The sequence below is a fragment of the Streptomyces sp. NPDC091649 genome (assembly GCF_044756785.1).
Lineage (GTDB): Bacteria > Actinomycetota > Actinomycetes > Streptomycetales > Streptomycetaceae > Streptomyces.
Genome location: NZ_JBIVTR010000006.1, coordinates 188,223 through 211,109, shown reverse-complemented (window position 1 = coordinate 211,109; position 22,887 = coordinate 188,223). Strand labels below are relative to the sequence as shown.

The window sequence follows — 22,887 nt, the reverse complement described above, 5'->3', positions numbered from 1 at the left end:
GGATCCTCCGGTCAGCCGCGGCCGTGGCGGAGCGCCGGGTGGGCGCCCGCGGCGACCAGGTCGGCGACGGCGGCGCGCGGGTCGCGGCCGGTGACCAGGGACTCGCCGACCAGGACGGCGTCGGCGCCGGCGTTGGCGTACGCGATCAGGTCGTGCGGGCCCCGGACGCCGGACTCGGCGACCTTGACGATGTGGTCGGGGATCTCGGGGGCGACGCGCTCGAAGGTGGAGCGGTCGACCTTGAGGTCCCGGAGGTTACGCGCGTTGACACCGATGATCCTGGCTCCGGCGTCCACGGCGCGCTCCGCCTCCTCCTCGTCGTGCGCCTCGACGAGCGGGGTGAGTCCGATGGACTCCGCGCGCTCGATGAGGGAGACCAGGGCTTCCTGGTCGAGGGCGGCGACGATCAGCAGGGCGAGGTCGGCGCCGTAGGCGCGGGCCTCCCACAGCTGGTACGAGGTGACGATGAAGTCCTTGCGCAGGATCGGGGTGTCGACCTTGGCGCGGACGGCCTCCAGATCGGCGAGCGAGCCGCCGAAGCGGCGCTCCTCGGTGAGGACCGAGATGACGGACGCGCCGCCGGCCTCGTAGTCCGCGGCGAGCGCGGCGGGGTCGGCGATGGCGGCAAGGGCCCCCTTGGAGGGGGACGAGCGCTTGACCTCGCAGATGACGGTCACGCCCTCGCCGCGCAGGGCGGCGACTCCGTCCTTGGCCTGGGGAGCGCGGGCCGCGCGCTCCTTCAGCTCGTCGAGGCTGACGCGCGCCTGCCGCTCCGCGAGGTCGGCGCGAACGCCGTCGATGATCTCGTCGAGCACACTCACGCGAGCGGCCCCCTTCCGGACGGGTGACGGTGAACAGGATCAGCCGTACCGATGGTATCCGCAGGACGCCCCGGGGACCGCATCCGGCCACGCGGCGTCCCACTCCCTGGTCGTCCGACCGGGCCGGCCCGGTCGTTCAGGGGGCCAGCGCCGATCCGAACGGCAGATTCCGGACCACGGTGAAGACCAGCAGGACGGCTCCCACACCCCACCACCAGGCGGGTGCCAGACCGATCCGCAGGGGCCGGCCGCGCCAGGCCCGGACCAGCCAGAGGACCCAGACGGCGGCGAAGAGGAAGTAGCCGGCGGTGGCGATCGCGTTGGCGGCGAACGCCGCGCCGAGATCGCCGTGGATGAAGGCGTGGGCGCTGCGCAGCCCGCCGCAGCCGGGGCACAGGAGCCCGGTCAGCTTGAGCAGCGGGCAGACCGGGTAGTGGCCGGACTCGTTCGGGTCGACGGTGCCGACGTAGGCGAAGGCGCCCGCGACCGCGGCGAGGATGCCGACCGGTGTGGCGAGCCTGCGCGTCCGGGAGGCGGGCACCGGGGTGCGCGCGAAGACGGGCGGGCCCGGGGCGGCCGGCGGGTGCGGCGGCGCGGCCGGTCCGGGGGCGGCAGCGCGCTGCGGCGCTGCGGTTTCGGGGTCCGGCGGCGGGGCTGCGGCGGGGGTAGGCGAGGCGTCCACCCGCCGATTGTCCCCCGCCGACGCGAAGAGGCGCAGCCCCGGTGGAGGGCTGCGCCTGTCGGCGTGTCGGCCGGGACGGGCCGGTGTCCGGGTCAGTGGGAGGTCTGCGCCTGCCCGGCCCGCTCCCGGGCCTCGACCATTTCGGACGATTCCTTCGGCATGCCGAGGCCGGCCACCTTCATGGCGAGACCCACGAGACCGCCGGCGAAGATGACGGCGATGCCGGCCCAGAAGCCGAGCGGGTTGGCCGCGACCATGAAGACGCCTGCGACGCAGAAGCCGATGAAAGAGATGATGACACCGGTCCAGGCGGCCGGGGTGTGTCCGTGGCTGTTGCCCGCCATGAGTTGCTCCTCGTGGTGTTGCGCTGTGGGTGACGCGGTAGCTGTGGCCGCCGCCCGGGGACGGCTCGGTTCCATTGTCCCGTACGGGGCCGCGGGGGGTGAGCCTGGGGTCAGACCTCGCGCGTCGGGTCCTCGCCGCGGTCCAGGGCCTTCCACAGGTCCTCGGGGCGGTCCGGGTCGGGGGCGGCGGGCGCCTTGCCGGGGCGGGGGGTTCCGTCGCGCTCGTACTTTCCGGACATGGCGGGCCAGCGGCTGCCGTAGCGCAGCGCGAGGAGCCCGGCGGCCAGGATGAGCAGGCCGCCGGCGGCGGTGACGTAGGGCCAGGCGGTGTGGCTGAGCGCGTGGATGGTGGCCGCCGCGTCGCCGGTGGTGCGGGCGGCCTCCTCGTCGAGGGCCGTGCTGTCGGAGCCGCCGGCCCAGGCGGCTCCGGCGGCGCCGAGACCGCTGAGGGCGAGGAGGGCGGCGACGACCCGGCGGCCGGCGCCGCGTACGGCGAAGACGGCGACGAGGGCGGCGAGAGAGACGACGGCCAGGGCGGCCGGGACGCCGGTGACGTCCCGGCCGTCGACGGCCAGCGGGAGGGCGCCGCCGCCGGTGGCCGCTTCGCCCTCGGCCCAGGTCTGCCCGGAGGCGAGGAGGACGACGGTCGCGCCGGCCGCGCCGAGGAGCAGACCGGCCGCGAGACTGCGGCGGCTCCCCGCGGAGTCGGGCGCGGCACCGGAGGCGGAGTCGGCGGTTCGGGCACGGGGCTGGGGTACGGGGGCGGCGCTCACGCCCTCCACTATCCCCTACCGGTTCAGCGGTCGTGGAGCCGGTTGGCGGTATGGACGGCGCGGAGCACGGCCGCCGCCTTGTTGCGGCACTCGGTGTCCTCGGCGACCGGGTCGGAGTCGGCGACGACCCCGGCTCCGGCCTGGACGTACGCGGTGCCGTCGCGGAGGAGGGCGGTCCGGATGGCGATGGCGGTGTCGGAGTCCCCGGCGAAGTCGAGGTAGCCGACGCAGCCCCCGTACAGTCCGCGGCGGCTCGGCTCCAGCTCTTCGATGATCTGCATGGCGCGGGGCTTGGGAGCGCCGGAGAGGGTGCCCGCGGGGAAGCAGGCGGTCAGCACGTCGAACGCGGTGCGGTCCTCGGCGACGCGCCCGGTGACGGTGGAGACGATGTGCATCACGTGGGAGTAGCGCTCGATCGACATGAAGTCGACGACCTCGACGCTGCCGGGTTCGCAGACCCGCCCCAGGTCGTTGCGGCCCAGGTCGACGAGCATCAGGTGCTCGGCGCGCTCCTTGGGGTCGGCGAGCAGCTCGTCGGCGAGCGTCTGGTCCTCCTGCGGGGTGGCGCCCCGGTGCCGGGTCCCGGCGATCGGGTGCACCATGGCCCGGCCGTCCTCCACCTTGACCAGGGCCTCGGGGCTGGAGCCGACGACGTCGAATCCGTCGAACCGCAGGAGATACATGTACGGGGACGGGTTGGTGGCCCGCAGCACCCGGTAGACGTCCAGGGCGCTCGCCGTGCACGGGGTCTCGAAGCGCTGGGAGGGGACGACCTGGAACGCCTCGCCCGCCCGGATCCGCTCCTTGATGTCCACGACGGCGTCCCTGTACGCCTCGCCGCCCCACAGTTCGGTGTACTGCGGCAGCTCGGACGGGGGCATGACGGCGGGGGCGCTCTCGACCGGGCGGCGCAGGTCCCGCTCCATGGCGTCGAGGCGGGCGACGGCGTCCGCGTGGGCCTCGTCGACGCCGGTGTCGAGGTCGTTGTGGTTGATCGCGTTGGCGATCAGCAGGACGGTGCCGTCACGGTGGTCGAGCACGGCGAGGTCGGAGGTGAGGAGCATGGTCAGCTCGGGCAGCTTCAGGTCGTCGCCGCCGTGCTCGCCGATCTTCTCCAGGCGGCGTACGACGTCGTAGCCGAGGTAGCCGACCATGCCGCCGGTGAACGGCGGCAGACCCGCGTCGCCGACCAGGTCGCGCGGGGTGTGCAGGGCCTCGACCGCGGCGCGCAGCGCGTCCAGCGGGTCGCCGCCCGCCGGGACGCCCACGGGCGGGGCGCCGAGCCAGTGGGCCTCGCCGTCGCGGGCGGTGAGGGTGGCGTCGCTGCGGACGCCGATGAACGAGTAGCGCGACCAGGTCCGGCCGTTCTCGGCGGATTCCAGGAGGAAGGTGCCGGTGCGCTCCGCGGCGAGCTTGCGGTACAGGCCCACCGGGGTGTCGCCGTCCGCGAGGAGGCGGCGGCTGACGGGGATGACACGCCGGTCGACGGCCAGTTCGCGGAAGGTGTCGAGATCCATGGCCGGTGACCTTACTGGGCGGGGGGAAGGATGACGTCGGCGTCGAAGCAGGTGCGGTCGCCCGTGTGGCAGGCGGCGCCGGTCTGGTCGACCCGGACCAGGACGGTGTCGGCGTCGCAGTCCAGGGCCACGGACTTCACGTGCTGGACGTGGCCGGAGGTGTCGCCCTTGACCCAGTACTCCTGGCGGCTGCGCGACCAGTAGGTGCAGCGGCCCGTGGTGAGGGTGCGGTGCAGCGCCTCGTCGTCCATCCAGCCGAGCATCAGTACCTCGCCGGTGTCGTACTGCTGGGCGATGGCCGGGACCAGCCCGTCGGCGCCGCGCTTGAGGCGGGCGGCGATGGCCGGGTCGAGGCTGCTGGCGGGCGGCGTGGTGCCGGGCGTGCTCGTCATGGGCCCATTGTGCCGTGGCCGCGGGGTCCCTCCGGGCGGCCGTCCACTGGGCGGACCCCGGTTGACGGTCGTACGCTGGCGGGCATGTCGACCCATGCGAAGCGTGAACGTCTTCTGCTCGCCGATCTGTTGGAAGCGGCCGGCCCCGAGGCCCTGACCTTGTGCGACGGCTGGAAGACCCGCGATCTGGCCGCCCATGTGGTGGTCCGCGAACGCCGCGCGGACGCGGCGGGCGGGCTGCTGGTGGACGCGCTGAAGGCCCGGCTGGAGCGGGTGCAGGCGGAGTTCGCGGCGAAGCCGTACGAGGAACTGATCCAGCTGATCCGCACCGGCCCGCCCCGGTTCTCCCCGATGTCCCTCAAACAGATCGACGAGGCGGCGAACACCGTCGAGTTCTTCGTCCACGCGGAGGACGTGCGCCGGGCGCAGCCCGACTGGTCGCGCCGCGAGCTGGACCCCGTCTTCTCCGATGTGCTGTGGTCGCGCACCGAGCGGACGGCCCGGCTGCTGGGCCGCCGGTCCCCGGTGGGGCTGGTGCTGCGCCGCCCGGACGGCCAGACGGCGGTGGCCCACAAGGGGACCCCGGTGGTGACGGTGACCGGGGAGCCCGCCGAGCTGCTGCTGTACGCGTTCGGCCGGCAGGACGCGGCGGACGTCGAGGTGGAGGGCGACCAGGCGGCGGTGGAGCGGCTGAAGTCGGCGGAGCTGGGGATGTAGGCCCAGGGCTCCGGGCGGCCGGGTCAGCGGGGCAGTTCGGCCCGCTCCTACGAGGCCGTTCTCGCACCCGTCGGCGGCGAACGGACCAAGGAGTCCGGCCGGGCCTTCGCCCGTGGCCCCGGCGGCGATGACGTCGAAGCCCGCTGCCGCACCCTGTAGTCCGCGCCGGCGACATCGTTCCGCGAACCCGTCCGGGCCTACCCCCCGAGGAGCCGTCGCGCCGCCAGGGCGAGCGACACCTCCACCGCGTCCCGGGGGCGGGTCAGGCAGCGGCCGGTGAGCTGTTCGAAGCGGCGGAGGCGGTTGAGGACGGTGTTGCGGTGGCAGTAGAGCTTCGCGCCCGCCCGCTGCGCCGAGCCGTCCGCGTCCAGCCAGGCGGTGAGGGTCTCCACGATGACGTCGCGGTCTGCGGGGTCCAGGCGGTCCAGCGGGCCCAGCACCCGGTCGGCGAGCGCCCCCGCGAGAGCCGGGGAGGACACGACCAGGGCGTCGGGGAGGTGCTCGTCGAGCAGGACGGTGCCCCCGGACGCGGGGCAGGCGCGCAGCGCGGTCTCCGCCAGCCGCCGGGCGTCGTCGAGGGCGGCCAGGCCCTCGACGGCGGAGCCGATCCCGGCCCGGGCCCCGGCGGGCACGTCGAGTGCGGCGGCCAGCGCGCTCAGCTCGCCGGGCGGGCCGGCCAGCGGCAGGATCGCGAACGCGGCGTCCTGGCCCGGGTGCCAGAGCACCGGGGCGCCCGGCGTCGCGGGCAGCTCCAGCGGCGGGTGCGGGGCGGGCCCCGGGCCGCCGGCCACCGCGAGGACGGCGTACCGGCCCTGCTCCGGCAGGCCCAGCATCGCGGCCGCCTCCGCCAGGTCCGCGATCCGGGCGGTGCCGTCCAGCAGGGCGGCGACCATGAGCCGCTGGCGGTTCTCGCGCCGCCAGGACAGCCGCCGCTCGGCCTGCCGGTAGGCGTCCGCGACGATCCCGCAGTGTTCGTCGACGAAGTTCCACACGTCGGCGGCGACATGGACGAGCAGCCGGACGTCGTCGGGGTCGCGCCGGGCGGTCTCGTCCACGAGGTCCTGCCAGACCATCGCGCCGCCCATCCGGAAGGCGTGCAGGACGGCGTCGAGCGGCACGCCCTGCTCGGCGCGGACCTCACCGATCCAGCGGGAGGTGCGGTGGGCGGGCTCCCGGAACTCCCGGGGCTGGATCAGGGAGCCGACGTTGTGCCGCAGCGAGTGGTGGACCTCCCGCCGGACCCCGGCCCGGTCGGAGTCGATGGCCGCCCGGTAGCCGGGCTCCTGGGCGTACAGGGCCTCGACGAGCCGGTCGGTGAGGGCCGGGAGCGACGCGACGAGGACCCGGGCGGCCCGGTGCAGCACCTCGACGGCCTCGCGGCCGGCCAGGGACCGGAAGCGGGGCGGCAACGGCGTTGCCGGGGGCGGGCCGTGCAGCGCCCCGCTCCGCGAACGTACGACCTGTGGCATGGCGGCCTCCACCGGGAATCGGCCCGGCCGCGCGAGCGGCGGGCCCGGCGCACCGGCCCGGCGGGGCGAGCGCGGCGAGCGCGACGACACGATCCTGACGCCCGCAGAATGGCATACCGCCCGGTCGGTACCTAGGGGTCTGCACGGAACTCGTCATCACGGTCTCGCAACCTCCCGGCCTCCGAGAGGGCTCAGGGGCCCAGCAGCCGGGCCAGTTCGGTGCGGGAGCGGATGCCCAGGGCGGCGAAGACGTTGCGCAGGTGGTGGTCGACCGTGCGCGGGCTGAGCGACAGCCGCAGCGCCACTTCCCGGTTGGTGGCCCCTTCCGCGACACAGCGGGCGATGCGCTGCTGCTGGGGGGTGAGCGCGGCCAGCGGGCCGCCCTCGGCGTCGCGCCGGGGCCCGGCCGGCTCCCCCGCCGCCCGCAGCTCCCCCGCCGCCCGGTCCGCCCACGCACGGGCCGAGCAGCGCTGGAAGGCGACCAGCGCGTCACGCAGCGGGCCGCGGGCCTCCCGGGTGCGCCGGCGGCGGCGCAGCCACTGCCCGTACAGCAGGAGGGTGCGGGCCCGTTCGAAGTCACCGCCCGCCCGGCCGTGGTGGGCCAGGGCCTCGGCGTAGCGGGCGTCCACCTCGTCGTCGGGGGCCAGCAGGGCGCGGCAGCGGGCCAGTTGGGCGGGTGCTCCCGGGTCGCCGGTCCGGGTGGTCCAGGCCGCGAACTCGTCGAGTGCCGCGCGGAGTCCGCCGGGCGCCTCCGGCGGCCGGCCGCCCAGGACGACGGCCTCGATCCAGCAGGGCACGGCGAGCATCCGTACGGCGAAGTGGCCCCGGCCGGGGCCGGTCCCGACGAGGGGGGCCAGCCGTGCCGCCGCCTCGCCGGGCCGCCCGGAGGCCAGATCAGCGCGGGCCCGGGCCCACGTGGCGAGGGTGACGACCTGGGCCAGCCCGTGCGGCCCCGCCCCGGCCAGCGCGGCGTCGCCGTGCGCGGCGCACGCCTCGGCGGGCCCCTCCACGGAGGCGGCGAGGGCGAGGACGGCGTGCAGATGGGCGGAGCTGTTGGGCTGCCCGGTACGGCGGGCGGCGTGCAGCCCCTCCAGGGCGTGGGCCCGCGCGCCGGCGTGCCGGCCGGCCCGCAGCTCCGCGTAGGCGAGGTGTTCGAGGGCCTGGGGCAGCAGTGCGTCGGGCCCCCTGGTCCGTACGGCGGCGAGCGCGCGGGCTCCGACGCGGCAGGCGGCGGCGACGTCCCCGAGGACGAGGGCGGCGACCCCGGCCCGGAGCAGCTCGGCCGGGGCGCCGGGGTCCGGTGCGGGGGCGAGGCAGCGGCGGAGCAGGGCGTGGCCCTCGGCGGTGCGGCCCTCCAGTACGGCGCACATGCCGGCCCGGTAGGGCTCCAGGCCCTCGTGGCCCTCGTCCGTCGGGAGGAGGGCGAGGCGGTTCATGGCGTCGAGGTAGCCGAAGGCGTCCCCCGCCGCCCAGGCGGCCTCCGCCGCACCGAGGAGGGCGCCGAGCGCCCGGCGGGGGTCGTGCGGCGCGAGCAGCGCGGCGGCGGCGAGCAGGGCCTCGTGGGCGTCGGCGGCTGGCCCGGAGCGCAGGGCCAGCATGCCGTGGACGTAGGGGGCGAGGCCCCGTGCGGGCTCGGCTTCCGGGCCCGGCGCGCCGGCCGGGAGAGGCCCGGTCCTGGCCAGCAGGGCGCGGGCCAGGGACGGGTCGCCCGCCAGCCGCGCCTGCTCGGCCGCCGCGGCGAACCGGGCCGCCCGCGGTACCGGCCCGGAGGAGAGCAGGGCGGCGCGGACCAGGGCGGCGGAGCGTTCGGCGTGCGGGCAGGAGGCGTCGGCGGCCGTTTCGAGCCGGGCGGCCAGTTGGGCGTCCGGCCCGGGCGTGGCACAGGCCAGCTGGACGAGGGCGGCGAGCGGGACGGGCGGGGGCGGGGCGACGGGGCGCGCGGCCCGGGCCGCCGGTACGGCACCCCGGGCTTCCGGAGAGGGCCGGTCCCCGGCCTCCGTCAGCAGGGCGGCGAGCAGTTCGTGGGCGGCGCGGCGGTGGGCCCGGGGGGCGTGGTGGAGCACGGCGCGGGCGACGAGGCGGTGGGCGAAGTGGACGCGGCTGCCCGCTCGTTGGAGGAGCCCTTCGGTGACGGTGGCGCCGAACAGGGCCCGGTCCAGGAAGGTGCGGGGCAGTCCGCTGCGGGTGCCCGCGCGCAGCAGGAGCAGGGCGTCCGCCCCCGCGCCCTCCGGTTCGTGTTCCTGGGCCGCGGCGGCGAGCAGGAGCAGCGTGCGGGTCGGGGCCGGGAGCCCGTCGAGGCGTTCGGCGTGGGCGGCCAGCACCGCTTCGCCGCCGGGCAGGGGGAAGGGGAGCGGGGTACGGCCGGCGAGCTGGTCCGGGGTGAGGCGACCGGCGAGCCCGGCGAGCAGCCGGGGGTTTCCGGCCGCCTCGCGGAGGAGTTCGGCGCGCACGACCGGGTCCGGGCCCTCCGCGTCCGGGATCAGCCGGTCCAGGAACGCCGAGGCCGCGTCCTGGCCGAGGGGCGCGAGGTGGAGCGTGGGCAGTCCGGCGAAGGACGCTCCGTCGGCGGCGGTGAGCAGGACGGCGGTCCGGCTGCCCGCGCCCAGCCGTCGGGCCACGGAGGCGAGGGCCCTCCGGGAGGCCGCGTCCCAGGTGTGCGCGTCGTCGGCGCAGACCAGCAGGGGGCGCCCGGAGGCGAGTTCCCGTAGCCGGCCGGCCAGCGCGGCGGGGGAGACGCCGAGGGGCGGGGCGGCGGACGGAGGACCGGTGGGGGCGGGTGCCGAACCGAGCAGGGCGTGCAGCCCGCCGCAGGGCACGGGATTCGTCGCGGGGGCTGCCGGGGCGTACAGCACGGGGCCCCGGTCGCGGTGCGCGCCGGCGGCCGCGCGCAGCAGCGCCGTACGGCCGAGGCCGGGCGGCGCGGCCAGCACCAGCGCACCTCCGCCGCCCCGCAGCGTCAGCTCCGACAGGCTTTCCAGAGTGGCGAGTTCATCGTCCCGGCCGTACAGCCGGAGCGGACTGCGCACGGTCGTCGATAGGGTCACCCCGGCACCGTACGTGCGCGCCGGCGGGGGCGGAAGCGCCGCGTCCGGGTCCCGCGCGGGGGCGGCCCGGTGCGGTGCGTGCTCCCAGCCGGGCCCCTGCCGCGCTGTGCGGGAGCACAGTGCGGCAGGGGCGGAACGTCCGGTGCTAGGCGGTGTGCGGGCAGTTGCCCCGGTATTCCGCGATGGTCAGGCTCGGGCTCGGGATCGGGCAGAGGAACTGCTCGTAGCGGGTGTCGTTGTCGATGAATCGCTTCAGCCAGGAAATGCTGTACTTGGCGATCGTCGTGTTCGAGCTGTTCGGCGTGAAGTGCGAGGCGCCGCGCAGCTCCAGGTACGCCTTGTCCAGGGACGCGGGCAGCGACCGGTAGAAGGGCTCGGAGTGCGAGGCGACAGGGGCGATCGAGTCGCCGTCCGCACCCACCACCAGGGTGGGCGTGCGCAGTTCGGGCCAGGTCTTGTCGGTGTTCCAGCCGGTCAGCGGGATCGCCGCCTTCAGCGAGGTGCGGCTCTTGGCGGCCTCCAGGCTGCCGCCGCCGCCCATCGAGTGGCCCATCACTCCCAGGCGGGAGGCGTCCACGCGGTTGCGCACCGAGCTGCGCTCGGTCAGGTAGTCGAGGGCCGCGAGGAGTTGGCGGCCCCGGCTGTCGGGCTGGTCGAGCGTGGTGTTGGTGTCGATGGTGAAGACGACGAAGCCCTGGGACGCCAGGCGGGGCCCGAGCCAGGCGATGGAGGACTCGTAGGCGGTGAAGCCGGGCGAGATGACGACCGCGCCGAAGGTGCCGTCGGCGGTGGACGTCGGGTAGTAGATGGTGCCGCCGCCGAATCCGCTCACGACGAGCGAGGAGACGGAGGTCTGCGAGGTGGCGTACGAGCCCCTGCTCGCCTCGATGGAGGCGTTGGTGGGGGCCGGACCGCGCTCGTAGGGGTTGTCGGCCGCCTGGGCGCCCGGGACCAGGGCGGTCATCAGGAGGCCGGCGGTGGCCGCGGCGGCGGTCAGCAGGCCCACGAGCGTACGGGGGCGGCTCGGGCGCGGGGGGATGGTGCCGGAGGGGAGGTGCTGCTGCACGGGGGGATCCTCTCGGTGGTGGGAGAACCGCACCACGCGGGGACCTCGGGCCCGCCGTCCGGGGGCCTTCGGGGTGCGCCGCGTGGCCGCCGGCGTCGTTCGCCGGCGCTCGCCACTCTCGCGCCGCGCACCGTGGATACGCATCGGCGGTATCACCGGTCTCGGCGGACCGGTGATACCGCCTCCGGGCCGTACGTGCTCAGCGGACCGGGTGCCCCGCTTCCCGCAAGGCTCCCTTGACCTCGGAGATCCGCAGGTCGCCGAAGTGGAAGACGGACGCGGCGAGCACCGCGTCCGCGCCGGCCTCGATCGCGGGGGCGAAGTCACCGAGCCGGCCGGCGCCGCCGGAGGCGATGACGGGGACGGTGACGTGCTGCCGTACCGCCTCGATCATCTCGGTGTCGTAGCCGTCCTTCGTGCCGTCGGCGTCCATCGAGTTGAGCAGGATCTCGCCCGCGCCCAGCTCCGCGGCCCGGTGGGCCCACTCGACGGCGTCGATGCCGGTGCCCCTGCGGCCGCCGTGCGTGGTGACCTCGAACGTGCCCTCCGGGGTCCGGCGGGCGTCCACCGACAGCACCAGGACCTGGCGTCCGAAACGTTCGGCGATCTCGCGGAGGAGGTCGGGGCGGGCGATGGCGGCGGTGTTGACGCCGACCTTGTCGGCCCCGGCGCGCAGCAGCTTGTCGACGTCGTCCGGGGTGCGGACGCCGCCGCCGACGGTGAGCGGGATGAAGACCTGCTCGGCGGTGCGGCGGACCACGTCGTACGTCGTCTCGCGGTCGCCGCTGGAGGCGGTGATGTCGAGGAAGGTCAGCTCGTCGGCGCCCTCGGCGTCGTACAGCTTGGCCATTTCGACGGGGTCGCCCGCATCGCGCAGGTTCTGGAAGTTGACTCCCTTGACGACGCGGCCGCCGTCGACGTCCAGGCAGGGGATGACCCGTACGGAGAGGCTCATCGGGCGCCTCCGCGGTACGCCTCGACCTCGACCTCGACGACCAGGCTCGGGTCCACGAAACCGGACACGATGATCATGGACGCGGCGGGGCGCACGGCGTCGAACAGCTCCTTGTGGGCGCGGCCGATGTCCTCCACGTCCCGGGCGTGCGTGATGTACATCCGGGTGCGGACGACGTCCTCGCGGGTGAGACCGACCTGCTCCAGCGCCGCGAACGCGACGTCGAAGGAGGTGATCGCCTGCTCGTACGGGGAGCCCGCGGAGATCTGGCCGTTGACCACGGAGGTGCAGCCCGCTACCAGGACGAGCCCGTTGGGGAGCTCGACCGCGCGCGAGTAGCCGAACTTCTCCTCCCAGGGCGCGCCGGTGGAGATCCGGCGTACGGGGGAAGCGGCGTCCGTCATGCGGCGACCGCCTTGAGGGCCTCTTCCAGTGTGAACGCCTTCGCGTACAGCGCCTTGCCGACGATCGCGCCCTCGACGCCCTCGGGGACGAGGAGGGAGATGGCGCGGAGGTCGGCGAGGGAGGAGACCCCGCCGGAGGCGACGACGGGGCGGTCGGTGGCCGCGCAGACGTCCCGCAGCAGGCCCAGGTTGGGGCCCTGGAGGGTGCCGTCCTTCGCGATGTCGGTGACGACGTAGCGGGCGCAGCCCTCGGCGTCGAGGCGGGCGAGGGTCTCGTAGAGGTCGCCGCCGTCGCGGGTCCAGCCCCGGCCGCGCAGGGTGGTGCCGCGGACGTCGAGGCCGACGGCGATCTTGTCGCCGTGCTCGGCGATGACCTTGGCGACCCACTCGGGGGACTCCAGGGCCGCGGTGCCGAGGTTGACCCGGCGGCAGCCGGTGGCGAGGGCGGCGGCGAGCGAGGCGTCGTCGCGGATGCCGCCGGACAGCTCGACCTTGATGTCCATGGCCCCGGCGACCTCCGCGATCAGGGCGCGGTTGTCGCCGGTGCCGAAGGCGGCGTCCAGGTCGACGAGGTGCAGCCACTCGGCGCCGGCGCTCTGCCAGGCGAGGGCGGCGTCCAGCGGGGAGCCGTAGGAGGTCTCGGAGCCGGACTCGCCGTGCACGAGGCGGACGGCCTGGCCGTCGCGGACGTCGACGGCGGGGAGCAGTTCAAGCTTCGGCATTACAGCGTCTCGATCCAGTTGGTCAGCAGCTGGGCGCCGGCATCGCCGGACTTCTCGGGGTGGAACTGGGTGGCCCACAGCGCGCCGTTCTCCACGGCGGCCACGAAGCGTTCGCCGTGCGTGGCCCAGGTGACCTTGGGGGCACGGATCTTGGCGTTGGTCACTTCGAGGGACCAGTCGTGCGCCGCGTAGGAGTGCACGAAGTAGTAGCGGGCCTCGGCGTCCAGGCCGGCGAAGAGCCGGGAGTCCTCGGGGGCCTCGACGGTGTTCCACCCCATGTGCGGGACGACGTCGGCCTTCAGGGGGCCGACCGTGCCGGGCCACTCGTCCAGGCCCTCGGTCTCGACGCCGTGCTCGATGCCGCGCTCGAAGAGGATCTGCATGCCGACGCAGATGCCCATGACGGGACGGCCGCCGGAGAGTCTGCGGCCGATGATCCAGTCGCCACGGGCGCGCTTCAGCCCGTCCATACAGGCGGAGAACGCGCCGACGCCGGGGACGAGCAGCCCGTCGGCGTTCATGGCGCGGTCGTAGTCGCGGGTGATCTCGACGTCCGCGCCGACCCGGGCGAGGGCCCGCTCGGCGGAACGGACGTTGCCGAAGCCGTAGTCGAAGACGACGACCTTCTTGGTGTCAGTCACAGCGTGCCCCTCAGTCCCACAGGCCCTGGATCCGCAGGATGCCCGCCACCAGGCACATCACGGAGCCGATCGACAGCAGCACGATGACGCCCTTGGGCATCCCCTGCTTGGCGAAGGAGTAGACGCCGCCGGCCAGGAAGAGGCCGACGACGATCAGGATGGTGTTGAGGCCGGTCACAGGGCGCCCTTCGTGGAGGGCAGGATGCCGGCGGCGCGGGGGTCGTGCTCGCAGGCGTAGCGCAGGGCGCGGGCGAGCGCCTTGAACTGGCACTCCACGATGTGGTGGGCGTTGCGCCCGTACGGCACGTGGACGTGCAGGGCGATCTGCGCCTGGGCGACGAAGGACTCCAGGATGTGCCGGGTCATCGTCGTGTCGTACTCGCCGATCATCGGCGCCATCTTCTCGGGCTCGGTGTGCACGAGGTAGGGGCGGCCGGAGAGGTCGACGGTGACCTGGGCGAGGGACTCGTCCAGCGGGACGGTGCAGTTGCCGAAGCGGTAGATGCCGACCTTGTCGCCGAGGGCCTGCTTGAAGGCGGCGCCGAGCGCGAGCGCGGTGTCCTCGATGGTGTGGTGGCTGTCGATGTGCAGGTCGCCCTCGGTCTTGACCGCGAGGTCGAAGAGTCCGTGGCGGCCGAGCTGGTCGAGCATGTGGTCGAAGAAGCCGACCCCGGTGGCGACATCGACCTTTCCGGTGCCGTCGAGGTTGATCTCGACGAGCACGGATGTTTCCTTCGTGGTGCGTTCCACGCGGCCTACGCGGGGGCTCATGCGTCGTGCTCCTTCTTGAGTTCGCGTACCGCATCGAGGAACGCGTCGTTCTCTGCCGGGGTTCCCGCGGAGACCCGCAGCCATCCCGGTACGCCGTTGTCCCGGACCAGGACGCCCCGGTCGAGGATCCGCTGCCAGACGGCGTGGCTGTCGTCGAAGCGGCCGAACTGGACGAAGTTGGCGTCCGAGTCGGTGACCTCGTAGCCGGTGGCGCGCAGCTCGGCCACCAGCCGGTCGCGCTCGCTCTTGAGCTGCGCGACGTACCCCAGCAGCGTATCGGTGTGCTCCAGGGCGGCGAGCGCGGTGGCCTGGGTGACGGAGGAGAGGTGGTAGGGCAGCCGCACCAGCTGGACCGCGTCGACCACGGCCGGGTCGGCGGCGAGGTAGCCCAGGCGCAGCCCGGCCGCGCCGAACGCCTTGGACATGGTCCGGGACAGGACCAGGTTGCGTCGGCCCTCGATCAGCGGGAGCAGCGAGGGGTGGTGGCTGAACTCGCCGTAAGCCTCGTCGACGACGACCATCGAGTCCCCGGCGGCCTGCGCGGCGTCGTACAGGGCGAGGACGGTCTCCGCGTCGACGGCGGTGCCGGTGGGGTTGTTGGGCGAGGTGATGAAGACGACCTCGGGGCGGTGCTCGGCGATGGCGGCGCGGGCGGCGTCGACGTCGATGGTGAAGTCCTCGTTGCGCGGTCCGGAGAGCCAGCCGGTGCCGGTGCCCCGGGAGATCAGGGCGTGCATGGAGTACGAGGGTTCGAAGCCGATCGCGGTGCGCCCGGGGCCGCCGAAGGTCTGGAGCAGCTGCTGGAGGACCTCGTTGGAGCCGTTGGCGGCCCACACGTTGGCGGTCGTCACCTCGTGTCCGGCGGTGCGGCTCAGGTAGCGGGCCAGTTCGGTGCGCAGTTCGACGGCGTCCCGGTCGGGGTAGCGGTTGAGGCCGCGGGCGGCCTCGCGGACCCGGTCGGCGATCCGGTCGACCAGCGCCTCGGGGAGCGGGTAGGGGTTCTCGTTGGTGTTGAGGCGTACGGGGACGTCGAGCTGGGGCGCCCCGTACGGGGACTGGCCGCGGAGTTCGTCGCGGATGGGGAGCTCGTCCCAGGGGTTGCGGGGCGCGGTGTCGTTCGTCACTGCTGCGGAACCTTCCAGCCGAACCTCGCCTTGAGCGCGGCGCCGTGGGCGGGGAGGTCCTCCGCCTCGGCGAGGGTCACGACGTGGTGGGCGACCTCGGCGAGCGCGTCGCGGCTGTACTCGACGATGTGGATGCCGCGCAGGAAGGACTGCACGGACAGGCCCGAGGAGTGGCAGGCGCAGCCACCGGTGGGCAGGACGTGGTTGGAGCCGGCGCAGTAGTCGCCGAGCGAGACGGGCGAGAAGGGGCCGACGAAGACCGCTCCGGCGTTGCGGACCCGGTCGGCGACGGCGGCGGCGTCCTCGGTCTGGATCTCCAGGTGCTCGGCGCCGTACGCGTCGACGACCTTGAGGCCGTCCTCGATGGAGGAGACCAGGACGATTCGGGACTGGCGGCCGGCGAGGGCGGGCTCGATGCGGTCCTGGACGTGCTTGGAGGCGGCGACCTGGGGGGCCAGCTCGGCCTCGGTCGCGGCGGCCAGCTCCTCGGAGTCGGTGACCAGGACGGCGGCGGCCATCGGGTCGTGCTCGGCCTGGCTGATCAGGTCGGCGGCCACGTGCGCCGGGTCCGCGGTGGCGTCGGCGAGGATCGCGATCTCGGTGGGCCCGGCCTCGGCGTCGATGCCGATGCGGCCCTTGAGGAGGCGCTTGGCGGCGGCGACGTAGATGTTGCCGGGGCCGGTGACCAGGTTGACCGGGAGGCAGTCCTCGGTGCCGTACGCGAACATCGCGACGGCCTGGGAGCCGCCGGCGGCGTACACCTCGTCGACGCCGAGCAGGGCGCAGGCGGCGAGGATCGTGGGGTGGGGCAGCCCGCCGAAGTCCTTCTGCGGCGGGGAGGCTACGGCGACGCCCTCGACGCCCGCCTCCTGGGCCGGGACGACGTTCATCACGACGGAGGAGGGGTAGACCGAGCGGCCCCCGGGGACGTAGAGCCCGACGCGCTCGACGGGCACCCACTTCTCGGTGACGGTGCCGCCGGGGACGACCTGGGTGGTGTGCGTGGTGCGGCGCTGCTCGCGGTGGACGAGGCGGGCGCGGCGGATCGACTCCTCCAGGGCGGCCCGGACGGCCGGATCCAGCTCCTGGAGGGCGCGGGAGATGGCGTCGGCGGGCACCCGGACCGACTCGATCCGGACACCGTCGAGTTTCGCCCCCCAGTCGATCACTGCCGCGGAGCCGCGATGGCGCACGTCCTCGCAGATGGGCCGCACCGTCTCCAGGGCGGCTTCCACGTCGAACTCGGCACGGGGCAGCAGGTCGCGCAGGGCGGCGCCCTCGGGGAGGGCGTCAGCGCGCAGATCGATTCGAGAGATCACACGGCAATTCTCTCAGACCGCTCCGAGCGGCCGGTCGTCCGTATCACTGGCTGATACCGGTCGCCCGTATCACTGGCCGATACGCGTATCGGCCATGTCCGGCTGTCACTGCTGACCGCTAGCTTTCATGGCGTCACACAGAGGGAAGAACAGCACTACAGCATGTGTGCACGGAGGGAGCGGCCGTGACCGAGCCGCACGAAGGCGACATCCCGGACGGCCTCAGCGCAGCGGAGCTGGGCATGTGGCAGTCCTTCCGCAACGGGACCACCTACGACTTACGCAGCTACGACCCGACGCACAACGATCCGTTCGCCCCGCAGGCGTGGGGGCCCGAGCGGAGCGTCGGCGCGCGCACGGTGGCGCGGCTGCTGCTGAGCGGCCCGCCGGCCCGGCCCGGGCGGGTGGCGGCGCTGAAGCTCCGGGGGGTGCGGATCACCGGAAAGCTGGATCTGGCGGGTGGCCGGGTATCTCCGTACGTGGAGCTGACCGGCTGCCGCTTCGAGCAGGAGGTGGTGCTCCCCGAGTGCCACTTCACGACCCTGCGGCTGGTGGGCTGCGCGCTGCCCCGGCTGGAGGCGGCGCGGCTGCACACGGAGGGCGATCTGCATCTGCCGCGCTGCCGGATCGACCGGGGTATCCGGCTGACCGACGCCCAGATCGGCACCGATCTCCTGATCAACCAGCTCAGCGTCGGCCCCGACCGGCACGGGCGGGCCGTCGTCGGGGACGGCATGGCGGTCGCGCAGGACCTCCAGGCGGAGATGATCGAGACGCTCGGCGAGCTGAGTCTGCGCGGGGCGAAGGTGGGCGGTTCGCTGAGCCTGCGCGGCAGCCGCCTGCGCGCCGCGGCGGACCGGCGCGCGCTGAACGCCCCGCAGCTGACGGTGGAGCGCACGCTCTACATGAGCGAGGCGTGGGTGAGCGTCGACACGGGGAACCAGGGCACCACTCCCCCCTACGGCGTGGTCTACGCCCCGACCCCGGCGCGCGGCACCCGCTCGCAGGTCTTCGAGTGCCGGGGAGGGGTGCGCCTGGACGACGGGCGGTTCGGGGACGCGGTGGACCTGCACAAGGCCCGGTTCACCATGACCCGGCAGGAGGAGCTGTCGCTGCGCCGAATCGTTACACCGGAGCTGCGGTTCAACGCGGAGCGCCCGGAGGAGGGCCGGGTCGTCCTGAACGGCGCGAAAGTCGTGACCCTGATCGACCTGTCGACGAGCTGGCCGGGCCCCGGCGGCCTCGCGATGGGCGGTTTCGTCTACGAGAACCTCGTCCCCTACGGCCACTTCCCGCTCTCCCGGCGCCTGGAGTGGGTGCAGGCCGCGACCCCGGAGTACGTCCCCGAGCCGTACGAGCGGCTCGCGACGGTGATGCGCAGCTGCGGCGAGGACGCGGACGCGCGCGAGGTGCTGCTCGCCAAGCAGCGTCGCCGCCGGGAGACGCTGCCGCCCGCGGCGAAGGCGTGGGGGTACCTCCAGGACTGGACGGTGGCGTACGGCTACCGGCCGGGGCGGGCCGCGGTGTGGATGGCGGTGCTGTGGGCGGCGGGCACGGCGGCCTTCTCGCAGCAGGTTCCGCGCTCGATCAAGGGCGACGAGCACCCGCAGTGGAATCCCGCGCTGTACGCGCTGGATCTGCTGATCCCGGTGATCAACCTCGGGCAGGACGGCTACTGGCGGATGGAGGACGCCTGGCAGTGGGCGGCGGCCGGCCTGGTGCTGGTGGGGTGGGTTCTGGCCACCACCGTGGCGGCGGGGGCCTCGCGGATGCTGCGCCGGGGCTGATCCGGAGGCGTTCCCGCACGGTCACGGGCGGCCGGGCCCGGGGCCCGGCCGCCCGGCCCCGGAGGCCCCATGACCGGGTGCCCCGGCGGCCCCGTGACCTCCACGGCCCGGCGACCCCCGTGACCCGGTAACCCGGTGACCCGGTGGCCTCCGGGGAGGAAAACGCACCGCGGATGGGCGTGAACAAGCCATCGACGAACACTTCCTTTGCCCATTCTTGACCCGCCCCGGTACAACCCGTTCACTCGGCACAGAAGCTTCACAGCACACCTCTGGCGCACCCCTCACCAGCGCTTTTCAATGGTCTGCACCATGGCATTCCTTCGCGCTCTGCTCCGTACCGCGCGCCTGGTCCGGCACGGCCCTCCGCCGCCCGCCGGACGGCCCGCGGACGACGCGGTGCTGCTCGACGCCCCGGACACGCGGCTCTCCCCCGCGCTCGTGGCCGCCGCGCTGGGCGACCACGAACCGGCCGCCGAGCTGCTCGCCGCCACACGGGACGCGGCCGACTGGGAGAACCGGGACCGCTATCTCGGCCGGCTCGTCGCCTTCGCCCGCGGCCGGGACGGCTGGCTCGTCGACTGGCTGGCCGCCGCCCCGCGCGACCCGGACGCGCTGCTGGTGAAGGCGGAGCTGTCGGTCCGCCGGGCCTGGGAGTCGCCCGCCCGCGCGGAACGGCTCCGCGAGGTGGGCCCGCTGATCACCGCCGCCGCCGAGGCGGACCCGCGCGACCCCGTGCCGTGGCGGCTCGCCCTGGACCACGCGCGCGGCACCCACGCCACGCACACCGTCTTCGAGTCGCTGTGGGAGCAGGCCGTACGGCGCTCCACGCACCACTACGGCTGCCATGTGGCGGCGCTGCGCTACCTCTCCGCCGCCTGGTACGGCTCGCACCGCGAGTGCTTCGACTTCGCCGAGCGGGCGGCCGAGGACGCGCTGCCCGGCTCCCTGGTGCAGGCCCTGCCGGTCCGGGCGGCCTTCGCGCTGCTCCTGGACAGCCAGGCGGCGGGCCGGACCACCTCCGTACTGGAGGAACGGATCGACGCGGCGGCAGACCTGGCGATCAGGCTCTCCGCCGCCTACCGGCCCGGCGACCCGTGGCCGGCCGAGGTCCGCAACGTCCTCGCGTACGTCCTGCTCGACCGGGGCCGCTGGGCCGAGGCGCTGGACCAGTTCCACCTCATCGGCCCCTGCGCGACGTCGTTCCCGTGGGCGTCGGTGTCCGAGGACCCCCTCGGCCTCTTCCTGGACTCGCGGGACCGGGCACGGCTCCGGGCGGCCTCCCCGGCCCCTTTGCGCGACCGGGCCGACCACAGCCGCCCCCGGGGCCATTACGCTTGAGCGTTGTGACCACCGCCCGCCTTCCCCTTTTCCCGCTCAACGCGGTGCTGTTCCCCGGCCTGGTGCTGCCGCTCAACGTTTTCGAAGAGCGATATCGCGCCATGCTGCGGGAGCTGCTGAAGAGTGCCGAGGACGAACCTCGCCGCTTCGTCGTGGTCGCGATCCGCGACGGCCGCGAGACCGCCCCGACGGCCACCGGCATGCCCGACACCGTCGCGGCGGCCCCTCCCGCCGAGCGCGCCCCGGCGGAGGGCTTCGGCCCCGATCCGATCCAGAGCTTCCACCGGGTCGGCTGCGTCGCCGACGCGGCGACGATCCGTGAGCGCGCCGACGGCAGCTTCGAGGTCCTGGCCACCGGCACCAGCCGGGTCAGGCTGCTGTCCGTCGAGTCGAGCGGCCCGTATCTGACCGCCGAGGTCGAGGATCTGGCCGAGGAACCGCCCGCCGAGGGCGAGGGCGACGAGGCGGGAGCGCTCGCCGAAGGCGTCCTGCGGGCCTTCCGCGCCTACCAGAAGAGGCTGGCCGGAGCGAGCGAACGCTCACTGGCGACCGGTTCCGAGCTCCCCGACGACCCGTCGGTGATCTCCTACCTGGTGGCGGCGGCCACCGTGCTGGACGTCCCCACCAAGCAGCGCCTGCTCCAGGCCCCGGACACCGCGACCCGGCTGCGCGAGGAGCTGACACTGCTGCGCAAGGAGACCGCGGTCATCCGGCACCTGCCCTCGCTGCCCGCGACCGACCTGACCCGCGCCCCCACCTACCCCAACTGAACGAGGACCCCTCCCGGTGGCCAAGAAGCCGAAGAAGCAGTCGGGCGGCACCCCCGCCACGGTCGCCCTGACCGCCGCGGGCACCGCTTTCACGGTCCACGTCTACGAGCACGACCCGGCCTCCCCGTCCTACGGGGAGGAAGCCGCCGAGGCGCTCGGCGTCTCCCCCGACCGGGTCTTCAAGACCCTGGTGGCGGACGTGGACGGCTCTCTGACGGTCGCGGTGGTCCCGGTGGCCGGCTCCCTGGACCTCAAGGCCCTGGCGTCCGCGGTCGGCGGCAAGCGCGCGGCGATGGCGGACCCGGCCGCCGCCGAACGCACCACCGGCTACGTACGCGGCGGCATCTCGCCCCTGGGCCAGCGCAAGCGCCTGCGCACGGTGCTGGACGCGTCGGCGCGCGACCACGCCACGATCTGCGTGTCGGCGGGCCGCCGCGGCCTGGAGGTCGAGCTGGCGGCGACGGATCTGGCGGAGCTGACGGGAGCGGTGTTCGCGGAGATCGCGCGGCCTGTCCCGTAGTCCCTGGCGGGCGCACGACGACGGCCAGGGGTTACGGGAGATTCCGTCAGGCGGGCCCGCCTGACGCGCCGGGCCCCGACGGCGGCTCCGACGACGCGGACCACGGCCCCGCCGGGGGTCCCTGAACCGGCCCCCCGTAATACTCCGGGAAGCCCGACCACCCCGGCTCGACGTCCCGCGGCCCGAACGCCGCGGTGAGCAGCAGATGGACGCCCATCGCCGCGAACGGCCACGCCAGCAGCGCCGCCCACACCGCGTGCAGTTCCAGCGGGGCGTCGAACGTCACGCCCTGCCCGGCCTCCCGGGCCCGGCCCACCACGTCGGAGGACGGCCCCAGCCAGATGCCGGCCCGCCAGGCCAGCAGCGAGCCGAGCAGCGCGCCCAGCGCCAGCGCCACGACCACGAAGACGCCCCCGCGGCGCAGCCGCCAGAAGACGGCGGCCGCCGAGAGCGCGCCGAAGCCGAGGGCCAGCAGGACGAACGTTCCGTCCGCTCCGATCGCCTCCTCGCCCTCGCTGTTCCCCAGGAAGACGGCCGTGTCGTCGGAGACCAGCGGAACGCGCGGCGCGAGCCACAGCCACAGCAGTCCGAGCGCGATGCCCGCGAGCGCGACCAGGACGAGGACGACGGCGGCCTGACGGAGCTCCGTGGCCGTGTCCGGGTCGTCCGGCGCGTGCGAGGAGGGCGCGAGGTGGGAGCCCGAGGGCGGGGCCTGCCACGGGTCGTGGGGGCCGGGCTGGTGAGGCGGCGTCAGTGGTGCGGTCACCGTGCCATCGTGCCAGGCCACCCGGCGAGCCGCCTCACCGGCCGCCGCACCCGTGCCCCGTCGGCTACCGTACGGCGGCCCGCCGGTACGCCCACGTCGCCACGGCCAGCGAGAGAACCCCCACCGCCGCGCAGATCGCGAGGTAGAAGGCGATGAGCCCCCAGTCCGGGCGGGCGTCGAAGGACCGGGCCAGCGCCTCCACCCCGTACGTCGAGGGCAGCAGGTCGCGCGCCCACCCCACCGGCTCCGGCAGCCGGCCGGCCGGCAGCACCCCGAGCAGCAGGGCGGCGGACATTCCCAGCTGCCCCAGCAGGGTCGCCAGCTCCGGGCGCGGGGCGAGCAGTCCGAGCGCCGCGCCCAGACCGGCCAGGGCGGCGCCGGAGAGCGGGACGACGGCCACCAGGACCCACAGATGGGTCATCGGCAGCTGGAACAGCACGCTCCCGGTGATCGCGGTGAAGATTGTTCCGGGCACGGTGAACGAGGCGTAGGCGGCGGCCGCCCCGAGCACCACCGCGGCGGGCGGCACGGGCAGGGTGGCGTAGTGGTCGAGCCCGCCGCCCGCCCGCAGCTGCCCGAAGTACTGGGCGAGCAGGTTGAGCGCGACGAAGGCGACGACCAGGACGCTGGATCCCGCGACCACCGCGCGGGCCTCCGCACCGCCGTCCACGACACCGCGCATCAGCACCATGATCCCGACGGACTGGAAGGTCGCCACGAAAAGGAGCGGTATCCGGGCGACCCGCGCCCGGGAGAGCTGGGCGCGGTAGACGGCGGCCAGCGAGGGCAGCAGCCGGGCACGCGGCGCCAGGGGTGCGGCGACCGTACGGGGGCCCGTGCCGGAGGAGCCGGGCGCGGGCGGGACGCGCGGCGGTGCGGTCCGGGCCGGAATGATGCTCGTCACCTGAGGCCGCTCCCCTTAGACACGTCCAACCCGTCCCA

Annotated in this window: 24 protein-coding genes; 5 read left to right on the top strand and 19 right to left on the bottom strand. The window is 74.7% G+C overall.

The genetic code is table 11. The features are described 5' to 3' along the window. Positions 1–11: 11 nt before the first annotated feature. The 6 genes from trpC to hisI all read right to left on the bottom strand — a co-directional run bounded on the left by trpC (position 12) and on the right by hisI (position 4,529). Positions 12–821 carry an indole-3-glycerol phosphate synthase TrpC gene (gene trpC, locus ACIQMU_RS14020; RefSeq protein ID WP_352241108.1) on the bottom strand — a complete coding sequence of 270 codons (810 nt, stop codon included), beginning with the start codon at positions 819–821 and terminating at the stop codon, positions 12–14. 136 nt (positions 822–957) lie between these two features. Next, positions 958–1,503: a DUF2752 domain-containing protein gene (locus ACIQMU_RS14015; protein WP_352241107.1), complete on the bottom strand. Its 546-nt coding sequence runs from the start codon at positions 1,501–1,503 to the stop codon at positions 958–960. A 92-nt stretch (positions 1,504–1,595) separates the two neighbouring features. Next, positions 1,596–1,847, bottom strand: coding sequence for an HGxxPAAW family protein (locus tag ACIQMU_RS14010; protein ID WP_352241106.1), 252 nt, complete (start codon positions 1,845–1,847; stop codon positions 1,596–1,598). Between the two features lie 110 nt (positions 1,848–1,957). Then, positions 1,958–2,629 carry a TIGR02234 family membrane protein gene (locus tag ACIQMU_RS14005; RefSeq protein ID WP_352241105.1) on the bottom strand — a complete coding sequence of 224 codons (672 nt, stop codon included), beginning with the start codon at positions 2,627–2,629 and terminating at the stop codon, positions 1,958–1,960. Positions 2,630–2,643: 14 nt separating this feature from the next. Next, on the bottom strand, positions 2,644–4,137 hold the full coding sequence (locus tag ACIQMU_RS14000; protein WP_402688920.1) for an anthranilate synthase component I: 1,494 nt from the start codon (positions 4,135–4,137) through the stop codon (positions 2,644–2,646). 11 nt (positions 4,138–4,148) lie between these two features. Then, positions 4,149–4,529: a phosphoribosyl-AMP cyclohydrolase gene (gene hisI / locus ACIQMU_RS13995; protein ID WP_352241103.1), complete on the bottom strand. Its 381-nt coding sequence runs from the start codon at positions 4,527–4,529 to the stop codon at positions 4,149–4,151. 84 nt (positions 4,530–4,613) lie between these two features. Between hisI and ACIQMU_RS13990 the strand changes: the two genes are divergently transcribed. Beyond that, positions 4,614–5,246, top strand: a complete 633-nt coding sequence (locus tag ACIQMU_RS13990) for a TIGR03085 family metal-binding protein (RefSeq protein WP_352241102.1) — start codon at positions 4,614–4,616, stop codon at positions 5,244–5,246. Between the two features lie 197 nt (positions 5,247–5,443). Here ACIQMU_RS13990 and ACIQMU_RS13985 read toward each other — a convergent pair whose 3' ends face one another. From ACIQMU_RS13985 to hisD, 11 genes are all read right to left on the bottom strand, one after another. Then, positions 5,444–6,715: a PucR family transcriptional regulator gene (locus tag ACIQMU_RS13985; protein WP_402688919.1), complete on the bottom strand. Its 1,272-nt coding sequence runs from the start codon at positions 6,713–6,715 to the stop codon at positions 5,444–5,446. A 191-nt stretch (positions 6,716–6,906) separates the two neighbouring features. Next, the gene (locus ACIQMU_RS13980) at positions 6,907–9,759 is read right to left on the bottom strand and encodes a LuxR C-terminal-related transcriptional regulator (RefSeq protein ID WP_352241100.1); all 2,853 of its coding nucleotides are present in this window, start codon (positions 9,757–9,759) and stop codon (positions 6,907–6,909) included. Between the two features lie 145 nt (positions 9,760–9,904). Then, positions 9,905–10,825 (bottom strand): alpha/beta hydrolase, encoded by a 921-nt coding sequence (locus tag ACIQMU_RS13975; RefSeq protein WP_352241099.1) that lies wholly within the window; start codon positions 10,823–10,825, stop codon positions 9,905–9,907. Between the two features lie 199 nt (positions 10,826–11,024). Continuing rightward, positions 11,025–11,780: an imidazole glycerol phosphate synthase subunit HisF gene (gene hisF / locus ACIQMU_RS13970; protein ID WP_352241098.1), complete on the bottom strand. Its 756-nt coding sequence runs from the start codon at positions 11,778–11,780 to the stop codon at positions 11,025–11,027. Continuing rightward, positions 11,777–12,184, bottom strand: a complete 408-nt coding sequence (locus ACIQMU_RS13965; RefSeq protein WP_352241097.1) for a RidA family protein — start codon at positions 12,182–12,184, stop codon at positions 11,777–11,779. Before ACIQMU_RS13965 ends, hisF begins: the two co-directional genes overlap by 4 nt. After that, a complete protein-coding gene (priA, locus tag ACIQMU_RS13960) occupies positions 12,181–12,906 on the bottom strand; it encodes a bifunctional 1-(5-phosphoribosyl)-5-((5-phosphoribosylamino)methylideneamino)imidazole-4-carboxamide isomerase/phosphoribosylanthranilate isomerase PriA (RefSeq protein ID WP_352241096.1) in 726 nt (241 codons plus the stop codon). Before priA ends, ACIQMU_RS13965 begins: the two co-directional genes overlap by 4 nt. Next, positions 12,906–13,547 (bottom strand): imidazole glycerol phosphate synthase subunit HisH, encoded by a 642-nt coding sequence (gene hisH / locus ACIQMU_RS13955; RefSeq protein ID WP_352241095.1) that lies wholly within the window; start codon positions 13,545–13,547, stop codon positions 12,906–12,908. Before hisH ends, priA begins: the two co-directional genes overlap by 1 nt. Positions 13,548–13,557: 10 nt before the next feature. Continuing rightward, positions 13,558–13,725, bottom strand: a complete 168-nt coding sequence (locus tag ACIQMU_RS13950) for a hypothetical protein (RefSeq protein ID WP_003969742.1) — start codon at positions 13,723–13,725, stop codon at positions 13,558–13,560. After that, on the bottom strand, positions 13,722–14,318 hold the full coding sequence (hisB, locus tag ACIQMU_RS13945) for an imidazoleglycerol-phosphate dehydratase HisB (protein ID WP_402688918.1): 597 nt from the start codon (positions 14,316–14,318) through the stop codon (positions 13,722–13,724). Before hisB ends, ACIQMU_RS13950 begins: the two co-directional genes overlap by 4 nt. Continuing rightward, positions 14,315–15,442 carry a histidinol-phosphate transaminase gene (locus tag ACIQMU_RS13940; RefSeq protein WP_402688917.1) on the bottom strand — a complete coding sequence of 376 codons (1,128 nt, stop codon included), beginning with the start codon at positions 15,440–15,442 and terminating at the stop codon, positions 14,315–14,317. Before ACIQMU_RS13940 ends, hisB begins: the two co-directional genes overlap by 4 nt. Beyond that, positions 15,439–16,761, bottom strand: coding sequence for a histidinol dehydrogenase (gene hisD, locus ACIQMU_RS13935; RefSeq protein WP_352241092.1), 1,323 nt, complete (start codon positions 16,759–16,761; stop codon positions 15,439–15,441). Before hisD ends, ACIQMU_RS13940 begins: the two co-directional genes overlap by 4 nt. A gap of 185 nt (positions 16,762–16,946) precedes the next feature. Here hisD and ACIQMU_RS13930 point away from each other — a divergent pair, with 185 nt between their 5' ends. The 4 genes from ACIQMU_RS13930 (at position 16,947) to ybaK (ending at position 21,179) form a co-directional block, all read left to right on the top strand. Beyond that, a complete protein-coding gene (locus ACIQMU_RS13930) occupies positions 16,947–18,548 on the top strand; it encodes an oxidoreductase (RefSeq protein ID WP_402688916.1) in 1,602 nt (533 codons plus the stop codon). 300 nt (positions 18,549–18,848) lie between these two features. Continuing rightward, a complete protein-coding gene (locus ACIQMU_RS13925) occupies positions 18,849–19,889 on the top strand; it encodes a hypothetical protein (RefSeq protein ID WP_352241090.1) in 1,041 nt (346 codons plus the stop codon). Positions 19,890–19,894: 5 nt separating this feature from the next. Then, a complete protein-coding gene (locus ACIQMU_RS13920; protein ID WP_352241089.1) occupies positions 19,895–20,659 on the top strand; it encodes an LON peptidase substrate-binding domain-containing protein in 765 nt (254 codons plus the stop codon). 16 nt (positions 20,660–20,675) lie between these two features. Next, positions 20,676–21,179 carry a Cys-tRNA(Pro) deacylase gene (gene ybaK, locus ACIQMU_RS13915; RefSeq protein WP_352241088.1) on the top strand — a complete coding sequence of 168 codons (504 nt, stop codon included), beginning with the start codon at positions 20,676–20,678 and terminating at the stop codon, positions 21,177–21,179. Between the two features lie 46 nt (positions 21,180–21,225). On the opposite strand, the gene ACIQMU_RS13910 is transcribed toward ybaK, so the two are convergent. Both ACIQMU_RS13910 and ACIQMU_RS13905 read right to left on the bottom strand, forming a co-directional pair. Next, positions 21,226–21,966, bottom strand: coding sequence for an ABC transporter permease (locus tag ACIQMU_RS13910; protein WP_352241087.1), 741 nt, complete (start codon positions 21,964–21,966; stop codon positions 21,226–21,228). Positions 21,967–22,009: 43 nt separating this feature from the next. After that, positions 22,010–22,849, bottom strand: coding sequence for an ABC transporter permease (locus ACIQMU_RS13905; protein ID WP_352241086.1), 840 nt, complete (start codon positions 22,847–22,849; stop codon positions 22,010–22,012). Positions 22,850–22,887: the final 38 nt, after the last annotated feature.